Origin of the sequence: Sinorhizobium sp. BG8, assembly GCF_016864555.1 — a bacterium.
In the GTDB taxonomy this organism is placed as follows: domain Bacteria; phylum Pseudomonadota; class Alphaproteobacteria; order Rhizobiales; family Rhizobiaceae; genus BG8.
On record NZ_CP044011.1, the window covers coordinates 509,736 to 528,299 of the forward strand.

The following is an 18,564-nucleotide window of genomic DNA, read 5'->3' on the forward strand; positions in this document are numbered from 1 at the left end:
GCCGTCAGGAAACAAGGCCGAGACGGAACGACAATGCGACCGTGTGGTGCCGGTTCTTGGCTTTCAGCTTTTCCTGTATCCCGTTCATATACCAATCGACGGTGTGCGTGGAAATACTGAGAACCCGTGCGATCTCGTTGGAGGTCATGCCGTCGGCAAGATAGGTGAGCGCTTCCATTTCCCGCCGCGTCAGCTGAATGTCGAAGTCTGCCGCGAATTGCTCGTAGGTTTCGGGGCTCGACGCGGAAAGCAGCTTCCAGAACAGGCGCTTCGCGATGCTGTCGAACATGCCCATCTCCGCGGGGTGCAGGTCGACAGGCTTGCCTCCGAGCGTCAGGTTGCCTAGGAGCCCCCGTCGTCCGTGGACGGGGAAGATGTATCCGTCCTCGAGCCCGTGGCTGCGTGCATCGACCATCATCCGCTCCATGCGCGAGCGCATTGGACCGGACCGGTAGGGTGCAATGGTATCGCGCCAGCGAAAGCCCATGCGGGCATGTCCGAGGTAGCGGATCGTTGGATCGGTCAGAATGTACTTCTTCTGGATATAGATTTCCGGCCAATGCTTTGGCCAGCGTCCGGCAAGAACGAGGCTCATCGGGTTTTCGTTGGGCTTTGGCTGGCGAACGATGCCGTAATAGTCGAAGCCGTAGATGGCCAGAAGGCGTTCAAACTCGGCCACGGCCTCATCGCGATTGCAAACTTCGTCGAGGAGGGCCAGGTATTGTACGAGAACATTGATCTTCATATCTCACAGGCCGGAAACCGGCCTCCCCTTTGAATACGGCTAAAGTCAAAAAGCGCGAACTAAAAATGGATGCCGCCGCCAACCCCGGCAGCTTTTCGCAATTGCCTGATTCTTTGCCCCGAAATCAATACGTCCCCACGCTGTTCAGCTTTGGTTCATGCCGGTTCAAGCATGATTTCGGCACCGATGGGAATTTTGCTTGCGGCGGACGGTCTTCGGTACTTCCGAAAGCCCCTGCCAAGAGAATGCTTGCCATCGGTTTCGTTCGCTGCGGCGCACAACTCAAACCCAATGCAAGGGGTTAAAAAGTGTCATTGTTTCAGGTCTACGCAAGGGCCCTTCAGTATCTTGCGGTCTATAAGTTTCGCGTCTCGCTGATCGTGGCGGCCAACATCATCTTGGCAGTCATTACGATCGCGGAACCGATCCTATTCGGCCGGATCGTCGATGCCATATCCTCCAAGTCCGATGTGGCCCCGATGCTGTTCATGTGGGCCGGTTTCGCCGTTTTCAACACAATAGCCTATGTTCTTGTCGCACGCGAGGCAGACCGCCTGGCGCATGGTCGCCGTGCAAGCCTGGTGACCGAGGCGTTCGGGCGGATCATTTCCATGCCGCTCTCCTGGCACAGCCAGCGCGGCACGTCGAATGCCCTGCACACGCTGCTTCGCGCCTGTGAAACGCTGTTCGGGCTGTGGCTGGAATTCATGCGCCAGCATCTGGCGACCGCCGTCGCCCTGGTCCTGCTGGTCCCGACCGCTTTCGCGATGGACGTCCGTCTGTCGCTTGTCCTGCTGGTCCTGGCCGTGCTCTACATTGCGATAAGCAAGCTGGTCATGCACAAGACGCGTGACGGGCAGGCGTCCGTCGAAGGTCACTACCACACGGTCTTCTCCCACGTTTCCGACTCCATCAGCAACGTCTCGGTGCTCCACAGCTACAACCGCATAGAGGCGGAGACCAAGGAGCTGAAGCGCTATGCGGAACAGCTCATCAACGCGCAGTTCCCGGTTCTTGACTGGTGGGCACTCGCAAGCGCGATGAACCGCGTGGCCTCGACGATCTCCATGATGGTCATCCTTGTTATCGGCACCGTGCTGGTCCAGCGCGGAGAGCTCGGAATTGGCGAGGTTGTCGCATTCATCGGCTTTGCCGGCCTTCTCATCGGACGCCTCGACCAGATGAAGGCCTTCGTGACCCAGATTTTCGAAGCACGCGCAAAGCTCGAGGACTTCTTTGTTCTCGAGGACGCGGTATGCGATCGCGAGGAGCCGAGCACGGCGGCCGAAATGGGCGAAGTACGCGGCAAGGTCGAGTTCCGGAACGTCTCGTTCGACTTTGCGAACGCGACACCCGGCGTTCGCGATATCTCGTTCACGGCGGAAGCCGGTCAGACCATTGCAATCGTGGGCCCGACCGGAGCCGGCAAGACGACGCTGGTCAATCTCCTCCAGCGCGTGCACGAGCCGCGGCAGGGCCAGATCCTGGTCGATGGCGTGGACATCTCCACGGTGACCCGCAAGTCTCTGCGCCGTTCGATCGCCACCGTGTTCCAGGATGCCGGCCTTCTGAACCGTTCCATCTCCGACAACATCCGCCTGGGTCGCGAGGATGCGTCCGACGGCGACGTTATCGAAGCGGCAAAGGCAGCGGCAGCGGCCGACTTCATCACCTCGCGTCAAAGTGGCTACGATACCCATGTCGGCGAGCGCGGCAACCGCCTATCGGGTGGCGAGCGTCAGCGTATCGCGATCGCCCGGGCGATCCTGAAGAATGCGCCGATTCTCGTTCTCGACGAGGCGACCAGCGCTCTCGACGTGGAAACCGAGGCCAGGGTCAAGACCGCCATCGACAATCTGCGTAAGAACCGCACCACGTTCATCATCGCGCACCGTCTGTCGACGGTGCGGGAGGCCGATCTCGTGCTGTTCCTCGACCACGGCCAGATTGCCGAAATGGGCAGCTTCCAGGATCTCAGCCAGAGCAATGGCCGCTTTGCCGCCCTGCTTCGGGCAAGTGGCATCCTGACGGACGACGACGTCCGCAAGAGCCACACTGCGGCGTAACCGTCGCCAGCATGTCCTGCGGTGAACAGCAAAACCCGGTGCCGTGCGCGCCGGGTTTTTCTTTGCGTCGTCTTCCCTGCCCGGCGCTAACGCCATGGGCCTGGAGGGCTTTCTTGGGAAGGGACGCGCCCGTTAACCGGACGCGTCAGTCAGTTCGTCGCTGCGTGGAGCGGACCCGCACGGGCAGCAGATCGGCCTCGGGGCGAGCAGGCGCGGACGAGAGCGTATCGAGCCAGTCCAGATAGCGTGCATATGCGAAATGCGCCGCGATGCCGGCTGCCACCAGAGCCGTTCCGAGGAACGGGTTCTTGCCCGTGACGATCATGATGACCTGGCACATCATCGCCAGGATGGTACCGAAGATGAAGACGGCGAGCGAATGGCGGCCGATCGAAACCAGAGGATGGGAGAGCGGCAGCGCAGTCCACCTGGAGATTGCCGGGGTGACTGCGACGAGATAGGCGAGCGCCAGAACGTGAAGAAGCCGGAACAGCGAGAGGAACGTCTTGTCGAAACCGGTCAGGACCGCCGGGAGCCCCAGCGAGACATCGATGCTCCACCACGAGCCCACCACCCAGAGAAACGATAGGACCACATAGCCGAGGGCGATGGCGACGAGGGGCGTACTGCGCACGATCCTGCCGCCCCGCTTCATACGCATGGATACCGTGAGCCCGATGACGAACAGGAACTGCCAGGAGAGCGGGTTCAGGAACCAGTAGCCGTTGTCGAGAAAGTTCGATGGTGCAATGTTCCAGATGCCCGCGCAGAGCCAAAGCAGGCCAGACAAGATGACCAGAAGCGCCGGGCTCCTTGCGTGCAGCCAGAGAAATCCCGGCAGCATGAGCAGCAGAACCGCATACATCGACAGGATGTTGTTGTAACCGAATTGATGCCCGAGGAGCACCATGCCGACCAGGCCGAGCTCGGTATTGTCGATCACCGCGCGAAGGTTGATCTCGGACAGGAGGTCTTGCCTCGCGAAGAGCAGGGCGCCGCCGGCAAAGATGGCGAACGTCAGTATGCTCGTCATGATATGCGCGACGTAGAGCGTGAACGCCCGCCGCAGGATCCTGAAGGTCACGGATAGACGCCTGATGGCATCGAATTTCAGGCCGTAGGCAAGGCCGGCGGTCATCCCGGAAATCAGCACGAAGGCTTCCGCTGAATCGGAAAAGCCGAAGTTCTTGTGAGTTAAGTACTCCAGATACTGCTGGGGAACGTGATTGATGAAGATCGTCAGCAGCGCCAGGGCGCGGAAGACGTCGAGCCGTGTATCCCGCCCGGAAGGCATGCCCCCGGAAGCGGTAGAACTGGAGATAGTCGTGGCTTTCGCCGGCATAAGGCACCCTACCGCTGGTGCATCGCACCAGCGGCCTCAAACTGCTCTGACTGCGGCGCTGTCATGCGCCGCCTTTCAAGCGTCAGAGCGAATAGCCTTCATGGGGGTTTTTTATGACAGTATCATTTACCTTAAGTGACAGCTTGGCGCGCTTCTCACTTTTCTCGACGGAGATCCGGTACTCCTTGCCATCGATCTTCATGACAGCCGAGAAGCCCTTCCATTCCGAAGGAAGCACAGGGTTCACGATCAGACGCCCGCCTTCCTTGCGGATGCCAAGAATGCCTTCCACCGCCGCCCGATAGAGCCAGCCGGCCGAACCCGTGTACCAGGTCCACCCGCCACGGCCCGTGAGCGCGCCTTCGCCATAGACATCGGCGGCGATCACGTACGGTTCGACGCGGTAGTGGTCGATACTGGCCCGGTCGAGCCCATGATTGATGGGGTTGAGGAGCTTGAAGCAGGACCAGGCCTCGTCCGCACGTCCCTGCGCGGCGAGCGCCAGGACGACCCATGTCGCCGCGTGCGTGTACTGCCCGCCATTTTCGCGAACGCCGGGCGGATAAGCCTTGATGTAGCCCGGATCCTGCGGCGTCGAGACGAGCGGCGGCGTGAACAGGCGAATGATCCCCGCCTCCTTGTCCACGAGCTCCGAGAGCACGGCATCCATGGCCTTTATCGCCCGTTCAGGATCGCCTTCTCCCGACAGCACGCTCCAGGACTGGGCGATCGAATCGATGCGGCACTCCGCATTCGTCGCAGATCCGAGGACCGTGCCGTCGTCGAAATAGCCGCGACGATAGTAGTCCCCATCCCAGCCGACGGTTTCGAGCGCCTTCTTCAAACTTGCGAGGTGACGTTCCCAGCCGTCGGCCCGATCATTGTCGTGCCTCTCGCGGGCGATTGGCAGGAACCCGCGCAGTGCACCGGCAAGGAACCATCCGAGCCATACGCTGGTGCCCTTGCCCTTTTCCCCGACGCGGTTCATGCCGTCGTTCCAGTCGCCTCCGAGAATGAGCGGCAGCCCGTTTTCCCCGGTGCGGCGGATGGCGAGATCGAGCGCCAGTGCGCAATGCTCGTAGAGCGTCGCGTCCCTTTTCGACTTGTCGGGCCGGAAGAAGGCATCGTGTTGCCCTTCCGCAAGTGCTTGTCCCTCGATGAAGGACAGCTTCTCGTCGAGGATGTCCTTGGTCCCGGTGACGCTGCAGTATTGGGTCACTGCATAGGCAAGCCATGCCACATCGTCGGAGATCATCGTGCGGACGCCGCCGCCGGTTTCTGGCAGCCACCAATGCTGAACGTCGCCTTCCTTGAACTGGCGGGAGGCTGCATTCAGGATTTGCCGGCGCGCCAGTTCGGGGTGATGCGCCAGGAATGCGAGCGTATCCTGCAACTGGTCGCGGAAGCCATAGGCGCCGCTTGCCTGGTAGAAGGCGGACCGCGCCATGATGCGGCAGCCGAGACTCTGATAGGGCAGCCAGTTGTTCACCATCTGGTCGAGCGCCGGATCCGGCGTTTCGATCTGCAGCGTACCCGTGAACTCGGACCAGAAATCCTTGGTCGCGTTCAAGGCGTCGTCGAACACGACCTTCCGGGCGCGAGTCGCGAGGGTCCGGGCCTCCGCGATATCATCTGCTTCGCCGAGGATGAAGACGATTTCCTGGCGCTCGCCCGGCTTGACTACGATCTCGCTCGCAAGGGCCGCGCAGGGGTCGCCCAGACCTTCGGCAGCGCCGGAAAGCCTGAAGCCGTCGACAAGCGCCTTCGGTGCAACGATATCGCCATCGCGCCCGATGAACTCCCGCCGGCTTGCGGTGAATTCCGCAACCGGCCGGTTGGCGGCGAAGAACGCAGCACGCCCCGAATAGTCGATGCTGTAGGGATTCGTGGCGATGATCGCACCCGTCTCCTGATGATAGCTGGTCAGCACGAAGGGCGCCGTCCTGGCCGGGTTGTTGCCGAGTACCCACTCGACGTAGCCGTATACGGACAGCTTGCGGGTCTCCCGGCCCGTGTTGGTGATGAAGAGCCGCGAATACTTCAGAGGACTGTTCTGGTCGACCGTCTGGACGAGATCGAGTTCGAGCCCGCCGGCGGCGCTGCGGAACGCAGAGTACCCCATGCCGTGCCAGGCTTCGAACAGGATGGAGGGATCCCGCGAAAGGCCGGCGAAGGGCGTGTAGACTGCGCCGCTGTCCATATCCTTGACGTAGAACGCTTCGCTCGGTCGATTGACGACCGGGTCGTTGGTCCAAAGGGTCAACTGGAAGTCACGCGAATTGCGGCTCCACGTATAGGCACCACCCTCGGCAGCGACATGGAAGCCGAAGCGGTCGTTGGAAATCACGTTCACCCAGGGCTGGGGCGTCGCCTCGCCGCCGCGAAGCTTGATGCCGTACTCGCGGCGCTCGGGGTTGAAGCCGCCGAAGCCATTCCAGAAGAGCAGATTGCCGGCGTCGATATCGACGGGTTCCGGGTTGCGCTCCGGCTGCGGTGCCGGGATAAGGCGAACGCTCTCTTCAGCGTCGGATTCGAGCGGCGCCGCTAGCAGCGAAACCGTCCTGTTGATCTGCTCGGCGAGAGAACCGTTGCGGGCATGGAAGACTGCGCGGGCCGCCGCAAGCAGCGCCTGCCAGGTGGAAGCCTCCATGAGATCGCGGCGAACCGAGAAGATGTGCTGGCGTGCACCCTCGGACTGCCCTCGCATGCGGAGATTGTCACACATCTGGTCGAGCGTGTGCTGCATATCCTGCGCATATGAGGATGCGCGCTCGTTGAGAATCACGAGATCCGCGGTCACGCCCCTGTGGCGCAGATATTCCTGGGCATGGAGCGCCTGCCGCGCCACTTCGAGATCGGAATCGTCGTTGATGCGAAGCACGAAGATCGGGAAATCGCCGGAGACCGCGAGCGGCCAGAGCGCCGACTGCGATGCCAGCCCTGCCTGGATCGTCCCCATATCCGCACGCAGGTGCGTATCGGGATAGATGAGGTAGCGGGCGAGCGTCTGATAGCTCGCCGCTTCCTGCGAGGAGACGCCGATGTGGCGCATATGGACCTGCGACCGCGTCCAGGCATGGATCTGCTCGTGATTGAAGCTCTCCGGATGGCGATAGCGGTCGACCGCGCTGTCCACTTCGGTCCGGCTCGGAGCCGCAATCGTCCAGAAGAGGACCTTTACCTTCTTGCCCGCAGGCACGCGGACTACACGACGGAGCGATAGGACAGGATCGAGCGTGAAGCCGTCAGTGCCGGAAAGCTGGGCGCCCGGATCGAACGCCTGGGCGGTCGAAAGAGTGCGGCCGCGGCCGATGAAATTGCGCCGGTCGGTCTCGAACTCCGTGCGGCGTGAGGTGCCGGCATTGTCGACGATCAGATGCGCGACATGCATGTCCGGTTCGTTCGGATTGCGCTTGTTGCGCTCGGCGCGGATGACGTCGCCCCGCTTGCCGATCTCCGTCCGGAGGAACATCCTCGCGAACGTCGGATGAGCCGCATCCACATCGTCCGTGGTGATCACGGGCTCGAGGTAGGAGGTGACTTCGATGAAACGGTCCTCGGGACCCTTGTTCAGAAGCGTAAGCCTGCGCCCCTCGGCGTCGTGTTCGCTCGCAACGATGACCTCGACTTCGCTCGTCAGCGTGCCAACTGTCTTGGTGAATTCCGCCTTGTCGTCGCCGAATTCGACCTCGACCACCTCGCCCGGCGCAGACTTGGGCTCCGCAGTCGCCGACCACCATTCTCCGGTCGCAGTATCCCTGAGGAATATGTAGTTCCCCCAGCGATCTTCCGTCGGATCCGGTTTCCAGCGCGAGACGGACTGCCCGTTCCAGCGTGCGTAACCGGAACCCGTCGCCGTGAGCATGATCGAGTAGTGTCCGTTGGACAGCAGCACGAGCTGCCGGTCCTTGCTTGCCGGATCACTGATGGCGCGAACTTCGGGACGCAGCAGGTCTGCCTGCGTGTTGCCGACCGTCTCCGGTTCCCGCTTGGCGTTGATGATCGGGATGTCGCGCGGCGCCTTTTCCTGCAGCAACAGCTCCGCCGCTTCGATGACCGGATCGGCATGGAAGCGTTCGCGCAGGCGGCCGTCGAAGACAACGTTGGCGACCGCGGCAATCGACATGCCGTGATGATGCGCATAGTAGTTCCGCACCACCGCGCAGGTCTTGCCCTCCGGCACGCGCGTCGGCGTGAAGTCGACGGCATCGTGGAAACCATAGACGCCAAGTGCCCCCACCGCACGAAGCCGGTTGAGGTTCGCAAGCGCGCTCTTCGGATCGTACATGCTGGCAAGAATCGACGCGTATGGCGCGATGACGGCGTTCTGACCCAGGCCGCGCTTGAGACCGAGCGTCGGTACGCCGAAGTTGGTGTACTGATAGGTCAGTTCATGGTCGCGAGCATTGAACGCCGCTTCCGAGATACCCCATGGCGTGCCGAGTCGGCGGCCGTGGTTCATCTGTTCCTTGACGATCAGATTGTTGGTCTGATTGAGGATGCCGCCCTGCCGCTCCTGCATGACTAGCGGCGGCATGAGATACTCGAACATCGATCCCGACCAGGACACGAGGGCACCGAGCGAGCCTATGGGCACGATCGGGCGGCCGAGCTTGTACCAGTGCTCCGTCGGCAGGTCGCCCTTGGCGATCGCAAAGAGGCTGGTAAGGCGAGCCTCCGATGCGAGCAGGTCGTAGCAGGCCTCGTCGAGCTCGCCGGTCTCGACGCGGTATCCGATCGACAGCAGCCGCCGTTCCGGGCGGAACAGGAAGCCGAAGTCCATCGAGAAAGCGAGATCGCGCGTACGGTCCCGGAGCACTCCAAGACGCTCGCGCAGCGACTCGATGCTGCCCAGGTCGAACACGCTGTCGGCGATATGCGCTTCACAGGTCGTCACCAGCATGGCGGCCCACTTGACGATCTCCGCGCTCTGGGCGTTCTTGATCTCATGGTCCAGGTTGGTGATGAGCTTGTTCACGTCGCGGGCGAGAACCGCAAGGTTGATGACCCGGATGGACGCGAACTCGTGCTCGCGCTTCACCGCAGCGAGCGCATTCTGGAAGCCGGCGATCCGGTCTTCGATCAGGCGCCTCAGCGGACGCACCGTCTTGCGGTCGTCCGGAAGCTCCTTGAGCGTTTCGGACAGGATCGCTGCAACATCTCCAATACCGTCGAGGCTACCCTGAAGATGGGCGGAAGGCGCTTCGGCCCATTCCCGGCACATGGACGAGACGGCAATGAGGTGGCCGGCGAGGTTGCCGCTGTCGACAGCCGATACGTAGCGAGGCCCGAGCGTCTCGAGGGTATTCGTGAGATACCAGTTGAACAGGTGGCCACGATACTTCGGCATGCGGTCGATGGTGGAGACCGTCTGCTCGAGGCGTCGAATGGTTTCCTCGAAACCGATCCAGCCGAAGTCCCGGGCGGAGATCACCGAAAGCAGATACACGCCGATGTTGGTGGGTGAGGTGCGCTCGGCGAGAACCGGATTTGGCGTTTCCTGGAAATTGTCCGGGGGCAGGAAGTGCTGCTCCTCGGTGACGAATTCCTCGAAGTAGCGCCACGTCCGCCGCGCGATCTTGCGCAGCTCGGTCACCACATTCTCGGGAACGAACAGGCGGTCTTCCGTCTCGGCAGACTGGCTCACATACCAGGCAACGGCCGGCGACAGAGCCCAGATGATCGCAAACGGCACCCCGATGAAGGGAAGACCGGTCTTCGACACGGCAGCCAACGCTACCGAAACGGCAGCCAGCGCCGGCGCCTGCCACATGGCACGATAGTAGGAGAAGATGCTTCCGTAAGCAGCGCTGTGTGCCTGCGCGGCCGTGCGCCACTCCAGCATGAGCTTGCGGCTGACCGCCACGCGGTAAAGCGTGCGGATGATCGCGTCCGCCATCAGCGCCGCTGAATGCGCGATGAAGACGATGCGCAATGCCACCTGGGCGTTCGCAGCCCGAACTTCCGACAGCACCGCCTGCACATGTGCCCGCGCGACGATGTCGTTGCGGCGCGGCATGAGGCCCGAAATCAATGAAAGCGTCGGTGCGACGAACAGCAGGAAAATCAAGGCGACCTGCCAGATCAACGCCTGGCGCGGCTCCATGTAGTACCAACCCATCACCGAGGCGACGAGCCAGCCGATGGGAATCAATGTACGACGGAGATTGTCGTACATCTTCCAGCGGCCAAGCATCGACACCCCGCTCGACGGACGGAAGATGTAGGGAAGGAGCTGCCAGTCGCCCCGAGCCCAGCGATGCTGGCGCGAGGTCTCGACCTCGTAGCGCGTCGGGAAGTCCTCGACCAGTTCGACATCGGTGACAAGGGCGCAGCGGGCCATCGAGCCTTCGAGAAGGTCGTGGCTGAGAATGGTGTTCTCTTCGATCCGGCCCTTCAGGACCGCCTCAAAGGCGTCGACATGGTAAAGCCCCTTGCCGGTGAAGGTGCCTTCGCCGGCGAGATCCTGGTAGACGTCGGAAACCGTGAAGACGTAGGGATCGATGCCGCGGTTGATCGAGAAGATGCGCTGGAACGTCGAAGCGTCGTTACCGGTTGTCAGCGACGGCGTCACGCGCGGCTGAAGGATACTGTAGCCCGCGACCACTTCCTGCGTCTTCGGATCAACGAGGGGACGATTGATCGGGTGATAGAGCTTTCCGACGAGCTTGGTCACCGCATCGCGCATCAGGCGCGTATCGGAATCGAGGGTCATCACATATTGCACGCCCTGCGGCACCATGTTGGCGCCCGGAAGGAAGCTCGTGTCGCCGTCGCCCCTCAGGAGCAGGTTGAGTTCGTGCAGCTTGCCGCGCTTGCGCTCCCACCCCATCCAGGTTCCCTCGGAAGGGTTGAACAAACGGCGACGATGCAGGAGGTAGAAGCGCGTTCGTCCATCATGGGCGTAGCGGGCACTCAGGGTGGCAATTTCGCGCTTGGCGTAGTCGAGGACATCGATGTCCTCGGCCGTTTCCTCGCTCGCGCTGTCGGTCCAGTCGCTCACGAGGGAGAAATAGATCTCGCCTCGCGGGTTGGCGAGATAATGAACCTCGAGATTGCGCACCAGCTCGTCGACATGATCGCGCGTGGAGATAAGACAGGGAACGGCGACGAGCGTGCGCGCCTCTTCGGGAATGCCTTCGCGGAACTCGTAGCCGACGAGGCGCGACGGCCTGACGAAGAAGGTAATGAGCGTGTTGAAAAGCCCCACCGCTCCCTCGGACGCCGGAAGTGCGAACAGCACGAGCATGATCAGCCACGCACCGTTCGGAATGTCCATCTGGTCGAGGAAGAAGTAGACGGCAATCATCGCCATCAGGGTCAGCAGGATGACTGGTCCGGCGATCGCGAACCAGTCGAGCGCCCGTCCGAGGCGAACGATGTGCTGGAGGATGGACGGCTTGTAGTCGATCCTCTGTTCGAGCAGCCGGCGCTTCTTGCCGACAAGGAAGGCGCCGACATTTGCCTCGTGCGCACCGGCGACGTTTCCGGCCTTCGCATCCTCCGCCGTCATGGCGATGGCGGTTTCGGTGACTTCAATCTCGGTCTTGCCGGATCGGCGTGCGAGCTTTTCGATGGTGTCGCGGTACTTGTTGCGCGAACCGAAATCGAGGTCGCTGTAATCGGTATCCTCGCGAAGCGCCTTGTCGAGATGGCTGACGCTCTCCACCCAGACCGGCCATTCGGTATCGTCGATGGCCCTCAGTCCCTTGATGAGGTTGCTCATCGTGGCGTTGCCGGAGGCGAGCCGGTTGTTTTCTGCAACGACGAGCTCTTCCAGGTTGGTGCCGCGGCTTTCGATCCGCTTCTCCAGCCAGTTGATCACCGCGCCGGAGGTCTGGAGCCCGTCGCGCAAGCGATACAGCAGCTGCGTAACGAATGTATTGTCCGCGACGAAGGGCTCGATCTCCTCGAGAATTCCCTCGGATTTCTCGGGATCGTTGAGGCGGATGAGCTGATCGGCGATCTCGTTTGCCTTGAGGCGCATCTTGCGGGACCGCTCGACGCGACTGGAGATGCGCCGCAGGTTCTCGATCAGCACGAAGCGAATGATCGAGGGCATGGCCCACAGTTCACCGATCTTGAGGGGCTCTACTTTCTGGAAGCCTTCAACGATCGAGGTCAGGGTTTCTCGGGAAACGCTGCTGTGCGTGTGGGCGACATAGAGCCATGCGATCGCCATTGTGCGCGGTATGACGGAATCGCCGACCGGCATGGTCGGAAGCTGACGATAGAAGCGGCGCGGAAAATCGCGCCGGACTTCCTGGATCGCCTCTTCCACAACATAGTAGTTATCGAGAAGCCATTCGGCGGCCGGCGTGATGGGCGCTCCTGCCTCCACGTCCCGTGCACTGGTGCGATAGACCCGAAAAATCTCCTTCTCGTTCGCCTTGTGGCGCGCGCGAAACTCGAAAGGCGCGAACCCCGGCAGCTCGGACACCCCGTGGCGCGCGAGATCCTCTCCGCAGGCAGCGAGCTGCTCCGAAGAGTAGTAGATGTCGCGGATCGAGTCGTTGTAGTCGATCTGCTTGGTGTCTGCGTCCCGCGACGGAGCTTGCGGTTTGTTCTGGAGCATATGATTTTTCTGGATTCGACCGTGTTGTTGGGTCCGGCAATTGTTTGCGCCGGGTCTCTTATAGGCAAACGACATTCCGCTGCCGCAATGTGCCACGACGCGTTCTGCGTCTTGCTTGCGCAACCAACCCCTCCTCGAGGAGTCGTTGCCGCGCAACGTCCCGATCCACCATCAGACCGCGAAATGGCTCAAGCGACACACGAATGGCGTCTTGGCCGCGTGGTGCATGAAGATGGTATTTTTTATCCGCAATGGCAGACAGTTGCAATAAGACCGAAGGGCAAGGACGGGCTCCTTGTGGCAGATGGTAAATTTGACCAGGACGAACCGCCCGCCGGAACTCGGAAGCCACCGACACGCTTTTCGTCCTGCAGCACTGTATCGCGCTGGCCAGATGAACCGGGCCTGAACGCGGCGGGTCGGTCGTGACCCGCATGTCATTGATTTGATTCTGTCGCGACATGATGGCTGGCCGACTTGCGATACACCTCATCTTAACATTCTGGCGGCACGATGCGCCTGTTCCACCGGAACTGCCGCGGATCGACGCCGATGTCTGGTGCCGACACACGGGAACCAGGTGACATCAAGGAGCCGGCAATCGATACGGCGCCGCTAGCTGGTCAGGATCTGCATTCGCGGAGCCAAAGGCAGCCCGAAAGCGAGGAACTGGCAATGAAACTGGACAGCGAGCGCTGCCAATTCGGTGATCCGACGCTCGCCCGGACAGTGGCTCCGGAGATTTCTCTTGTCGTCAGCACCCTGGGCAGGCGCGAAAAGCTCGACCGCCTGCTGACGTCGCTTCGCGCCCAAACCATGCGGAATTTCGAAATTATCGTCGTGGACCAAAACGATCCCGGCTATCTGGACGCGGTGATGTTGCGTCATCAAGGCGATCAACGACTGAGGCACGTCAGGTCGCCGAAAGGCGTTTCGCTCGGACGTAATGTCGGCGCGGAGACGGCCACGGCGCCGATCGTCGGGTTTCCCGACGACGACTGCTGGTACGATACCGATGTGCTGCGGAAAGTGATGGCGCGCTTTGCAGCGAGCCCGCAGACTGCCGTCGTCATAGGCAGGACCGTCGACGAAAGCGGGCGCAATTCGATAATTCCGGCACTCCCCGAAGACTGCACCGTCACGAAGGAAGAAGTGCCGCTCGTGGGCAACGCGAATGCGGTCTTTGTCCGCCGTGATGTGTTCCAGCGGATCGGCCAGTTCGACCTCAGGCTTGGGCCGGGTGCGGCGACCTCATTCCAATCCGCGGAGGACATGGATCTTGTTGCACGGCTGGTCGCATCCGACTTCCGTTCGGACTATTTCACGGACCTCATCATCCGGCATGAGCAAGTCGAGACCGGCAACAACCGCGCCTATCTTGAGCGTGTTCGCAAGTATTCGCTGGGTACGGGAGCGTTCTATCGGAAGAACGGCTACGGCTTTGCGACGGTCGCGCTTCTCGTGCTGAAAGCGATCGGCGGTATCCCGCTGCGGCTTTTGCGCCGTCAGCCGCTCGAGATCCGACCAAAGCTCACCTACGCCCTGAGCCTGGCATCCGGCTATTTTCTCTGGAGGGAGAACGACGAAGCCCTGATACCTGGCCCACCGACCCAGTAGATGGAACCGATTGCAGTGTCCCTTTCCAGTCGATCTCCCCAGTCAGAGGTATTCGCGCGCGACAGAAGTGCAGGCGTGCCGGTCACCTTCTGCGGGCTTACAGGTCTGTTCGAGCCTGCGAGGGGCCGGGACGGCATACGCGATCTCTCCGTCCTGTTCCTCAGCCCCTGGGGTCTCGAGGAAATGTGCACGCGAAAGTTCTGGCGCATCCTTGCCGAAGATTTCTCCGACCTGGGCGTGGCAAGCCTCAGGTTCGACTATCCGGCGACGGTCAATGCCATCGATCCCCAAGAGGGTGTGGCCGGAATTGCGAGCTGGCTCGAAAGCGTCGGCAAGGCGATCGACACGCTGAAGGAATATTCCGGTACGAGCCGCGTCGTCCTGCTTGGACAGGGTCTCGGTGCGAGTCTTGCGATGATGATTTCGCGCCGCACCGACATCGACGGTCTGGCCTTGCTGGCCCCGGTCCTGAAGGGCCGATCCTACCTCCGCGAGCTGACGTTCTGGTCGAAGGTTGTCGACGATGCACTGGAAATTCCGGAAAGCCTGCGCGAGGCGGGCGTTGCCATTGCCGGAGTAAGGATGCCGGAGAAAATTGCGGCCGACCTTCGCTCCCTCGATCTGACTGCACCGGCTTCGCTGCCGTGCGATTGCGTTTTCGTCGCGCGCCGCACCGCAAGCCAGAACGATTCCGCGTTCTGCGAAGGACTGCGTGAGAGGGGCCGCACCGTCACCGCCATCGACTATGAAGGCTATGACGAGCTCGTCTCGAATCCGCTCACCCAGAAGATGCCCTCGACCGTTCCGTCCGAGCTTTCGACCTGGTTACGGTCGCTTACCGGTTTTTCTCGGACCGTGGCGGGTCCGCCACGCACCCTTCCCGCGCCCGCAGCCCTCGCAGGACACGGGTTCCAGGAAGTGCCCGTTCGTTTTGGCACCGGTGACAGGCTCTACGGGACCCTGTGCCGGCCGAAAGCCCTGCCGGCGAGTGCGGCGGTCCTCATCCTGACCACGGCCTACGACCACCAGGCTGGCTGGGGGCGCTCCTCGGTCGAGCTTGCACGCATGCTGGCCGAGAACGGCATCGCCTCGCTTCGCTTTGATGCGGCGGGGGCCGGCGACAGTCCGCCGGTCGCCGGAAGGCGCGAACAGATCCTCTATGACGAATGGCAGATGGACGACGTCGCGGCTGCGCGCGATCTCCTCCAGATGTCGACCGATGGAGCACCGGCCTTGATTCTGGGGCGCTGCAGCGGTGCCTATCTCGCCTACAACTGCGCCGTGGCGGATCCCAACTGGGCCGGATGCGTGGTCATCAATCCGTTCACGTTCCGCTGGCGCACGCCGCCGTCGGAGGATGCGCTGCTGCACGTGCCGCGGCCGCTGAAGGACTATTCCCAGAAGGCCATGAGAATGGAGACCGTCCGTCGCCTGCTCGCCGGCCAGGTCGACGTGAGAACAGCCCTCACCAACATCCTGAAACGCGTTTTCCAGCGCCTGACGACGGCGCTGGCACCCGTTCTCGGCCCACTGCTTCCGCTGGAGCGCTGGAACCGTGCCGTTCACCGCGATTTTCGATCGTTGCGCGACCGCGCAGCCCCGATTGCCCTTTTCTACAGCGACAATGACGGCGGACTGGAGAATTTCCGCTTTCACTTTGGCGAGAATGGCGAGCGTCTGAAGGCTTATCCGAACGCCGAACTGCATATGCTGGCCGGCGCCGACCATAACCTGACGCCCCTCCGGTTTCGACGGGACGTGCAGGAAACGGTCGTGCGGCTCACGCGCTCGCTGGCGCAGCAGGCAGCACGCGCAGAGACCGCGGGTAGCGGAACGATCGGCACCGTGGCACCGGAGGCAGGCCCTGTCCGGGCGCCGCGCAAAACGACTGCCGTCAACTGATCTGGCGGAGCAGCCGGACGCTGCGATTTCCGTTTTTTAGAGACCAGCCGCCTTCGTGAGGTTGACGCGGAACCGGTCTCGCCGCCGCTGGTATCTGCGGGTCATTTCCGCCGAGGCGTGGCCGAGGTGCTTCTGGACGTGGCGTTCGTCGACCTCGGCAGACGAGGCCAGACCGGCACGGAGCGAATGACCGGAGAACATCTGGACACGCTCCCCTTCCGGCAGGTCTCCACGGACACCAGCATCCAGCGCCGCCTTCTTGATCAGCCGGGCGATGTGTTTGTCATTCAGGCGCTCGACGTCGACCGTCTTGCCATTGCCTATGACGCGACGGAAGACCGGCCCGTGCGCAATGCGGCCGAGGCTGAGCCAGGTCTGCAGCGCGACGATCGGACATGTCGCATCGGCTGAGCCGCGGCCGATCTCCACCTCCCGCCATCCGGTCTTGCCTCGAAGGGTAAGGACGGCACCCTTGTCGAGGATCTCGATCCAGCCGGATCCGTCTTCGGTCTGGTCGCGGCCGCAATCGAGGCCGACGATCTCGGATCGGCGAAGCCCGCCGGCAAATCCCAGAAGCAGGATCGCGCGGTCCCGCAGCCCCTGAGGGTTCCCCTGTCGAGCGTCTCCAGCATTGCAATGAGATCCTCCGGCAGGATCGCTTCCTTCTGCCGCGGAGGCTTCGCATGTGCCCGGCGGATGCCGGCAAGAACCGTCGCAATATGCCGGTCTGAGCGCTCGAGCGTGAGGCCGCGCTGGTTGTAGTTCCAGACCAGCGCTGAAAGCCGGCGTTCGATCGTGCCGACGGAAGCGGGCTTGCCGCCGTTTTCCTGGCCGGAAGCAAGCGCGGTGATATAGAGGCCCACGGTTTGCGGGTGCGGCGGCATCGAGGCGATGCCCTTGCGCCGGCACCACGCCGAAAAATGCCGCCAGTCGCTGGCATAGGCGCGGCGGGTATTGTCGGATGAGGATTTGCGGACGTAGTCGCGCGCCTTCTCTGTGAGATCGGAAAGGTGTGCGGGCACGTCACCCGAAATCTCCGATGTGTGCTCGGCCACATCGGTGGCGGAAATCATAATCGCCAGTTCGTCGTTTACAGCCATTACCCGTCCCGCATCCCCAGCACCACTCGCGCCTCGGAATGATCCCCACTTGATCCTGCGATCCGTGCCGCAGCCGTCCAACCTCTGTCATCCTAGCTGATTCGAGAGATTTTTCCGCATCCTGCGCAGGATTGGCACGAAGGGAAAGGCCCCTGCTCCAACCTGGCGAAACCGCGACAGGAATAAATTCACAAATTTTGAATTGACTCTTCGGGGTCACTCTGGAATCCATAAGAACATAACAGGAACATTCAGGAGTGGACCGCATGGCAGGCATTGCCGCTGCGGATGAACGGCTTTTTGCCTTGCGAGAAGCCGTTGCCCGCCTGGAAGGACATGGCATGCCCGAGCGCCGCTACCCGGCGCCGGATAGGATGGCGAGCCCTTCCATACATTGCAAAACCCCGATGGCGCGCCGGATCACGCTTGGAGTCCCCTTTTTCGATGCGGACCTTTGCGGCGGGATGGCAATCGAGGGGCTGACCGAAATCCGGAACGCCGAGACTCGTGATGCGGGCGCGGCCATGGGTTTTACGACAGCCCTTGCCGTGGTGTGCCAGGAGGCAAGCCGCAAGGACAATGCGTCTGCGCTGGTGCTCTGGATCGTCGAAACTGCGGCATCCCGAGAAGCCGGCATGCCCTATGGTGTCGGACTGGAAACCTTCGGTCTAGACACCAGCCGCTTTCTCCTGACCTGCCCACGCCGGACGCAGGATGCGCTCTGGATTGCGGAGGCCGCGCTTTCCACACCCGCCTTCAGTGCTGTCGTTCTCGAAGTCAGGGGCAATCCTGCCTGTTTCGGCCTCAGCGAAAGCAGGCGCCTGCACCTTCGGGCCAGAGCAAGCGGCATACCCCTTCTGCTCCTGCGCCAGAACGGCGCCGAGGAGGCGAGCAGCGCACTCCTGAGGCTCCATGTTCGGCCTGCCGCTGCCGCCGAACGGATCCTTCACAAAGGCCATGAGCTACGCGGCAGCCTCGGCAATCCGGTTTTTCACGTTACCGCCGAAAAGAGCAGGACCCTCGCTCCCGACGGCATTCTTTTGGAGTGGAACAGTCGTGACCGACGTTTTTCAGAGTTCAACCCCGCCGCTCACGCCGCGCCTGCCAAGCCAGCGCATCCTCGCGCTCTTCTTTCCCCATCTGGCGGCCGACCGGATATCGAGGCAGAGATGGGGCGTGTCGTGGCTTTCAGCAGGGCGTCCTGATCATCCGCCGAT

Annotated in this window: 8 protein-coding genes and 1 pseudogene; 5 read left to right on the forward strand and 4 right to left on the reverse strand. The window is 62.1% G+C overall.

The annotated features are described in order from the left end of the window. Positions 1–4: 4 nt before the first annotated feature. Positions 5–745, reverse strand: a complete 741-nt coding sequence (locus F3Y30_RS02405; protein WP_203424986.1) for a LuxR family transcriptional regulator — start codon at positions 743–745, stop codon at positions 5–7. A gap of 29 nt (positions 746–774) precedes the next feature. Here F3Y30_RS02405 and F3Y30_RS02410 point away from each other — a divergent pair, with 29 nt between their 5' ends. Together F3Y30_RS02410 and F3Y30_RS02415 are read left to right on the forward strand one after the other, a co-directional pair. After that, positions 775–1,050, forward strand: coding sequence for a hypothetical protein (locus F3Y30_RS02410; protein ID WP_203424987.1), 276 nt, complete (start codon positions 775–777; stop codon positions 1,048–1,050). A 3-nt stretch (positions 1,051–1,053) separates the two neighbouring features. Next, a complete protein-coding gene (locus F3Y30_RS02415) occupies positions 1,054–2,811 on the forward strand; it encodes a glucan ABC transporter ATP-binding protein/ permease (RefSeq protein ID WP_203424988.1) in 1,758 nt (585 codons plus the stop codon). 145 nt (positions 2,812–2,956) lie between these two features. Here the strand turns inward: F3Y30_RS02415 and opgC are convergent, their stop codons facing one another. After that, positions 2,957–4,153 (reverse strand): OpgC domain-containing protein, encoded by a 1,197-nt coding sequence (opgC, locus tag F3Y30_RS02420; protein WP_203424989.1) that lies wholly within the window; start codon positions 4,151–4,153, stop codon positions 2,957–2,959. Positions 4,154–4,235: 82 nt separating this feature from the next. Continuing rightward, the gene (locus F3Y30_RS02425; protein ID WP_203424990.1) at positions 4,236–12,728 is read right to left on the reverse strand and encodes a glucoamylase family protein; all 8,493 of its coding nucleotides are present in this window, start codon (positions 12,726–12,728) and stop codon (positions 4,236–4,238) included. Between the two features lie 675 nt (positions 12,729–13,403). Between F3Y30_RS02425 and F3Y30_RS02430 the strand changes: the two genes are divergently transcribed. Continuing rightward, positions 13,404–14,345 (forward strand): glycosyltransferase family A protein, encoded by a 942-nt coding sequence (locus tag F3Y30_RS02430; RefSeq protein WP_203424991.1) that lies wholly within the window; start codon positions 13,404–13,406, stop codon positions 14,343–14,345. A gap of 75 nt (positions 14,346–14,420) precedes the next feature. Next, on the forward strand, positions 14,421–16,247 hold the full coding sequence (locus F3Y30_RS02435) for an alpha/beta hydrolase (protein WP_203424992.1): 1,827 nt from the start codon (positions 14,421–14,423) through the stop codon (positions 16,245–16,247). 36 nt (positions 16,248–16,283) lie between these two features. On the opposite strand, the pseudogene F3Y30_RS02440 reads toward F3Y30_RS02435, so the two are convergent. Next, positions 16,284–17,320: pseudogene (locus F3Y30_RS02440) on the reverse strand (tyrosine-type recombinase/integrase). A 293-nt stretch (positions 17,321–17,613) separates the two neighbouring features. Here F3Y30_RS02440 and F3Y30_RS02445 point away from each other — a divergent pair. Continuing rightward, positions 17,614–18,552 (forward strand): hypothetical protein, encoded by a 939-nt coding sequence (locus tag F3Y30_RS02445; RefSeq protein WP_203424993.1) that lies wholly within the window; start codon positions 17,614–17,616, stop codon positions 18,550–18,552. Positions 18,553–18,564 lie beyond the last annotated feature (12 nt).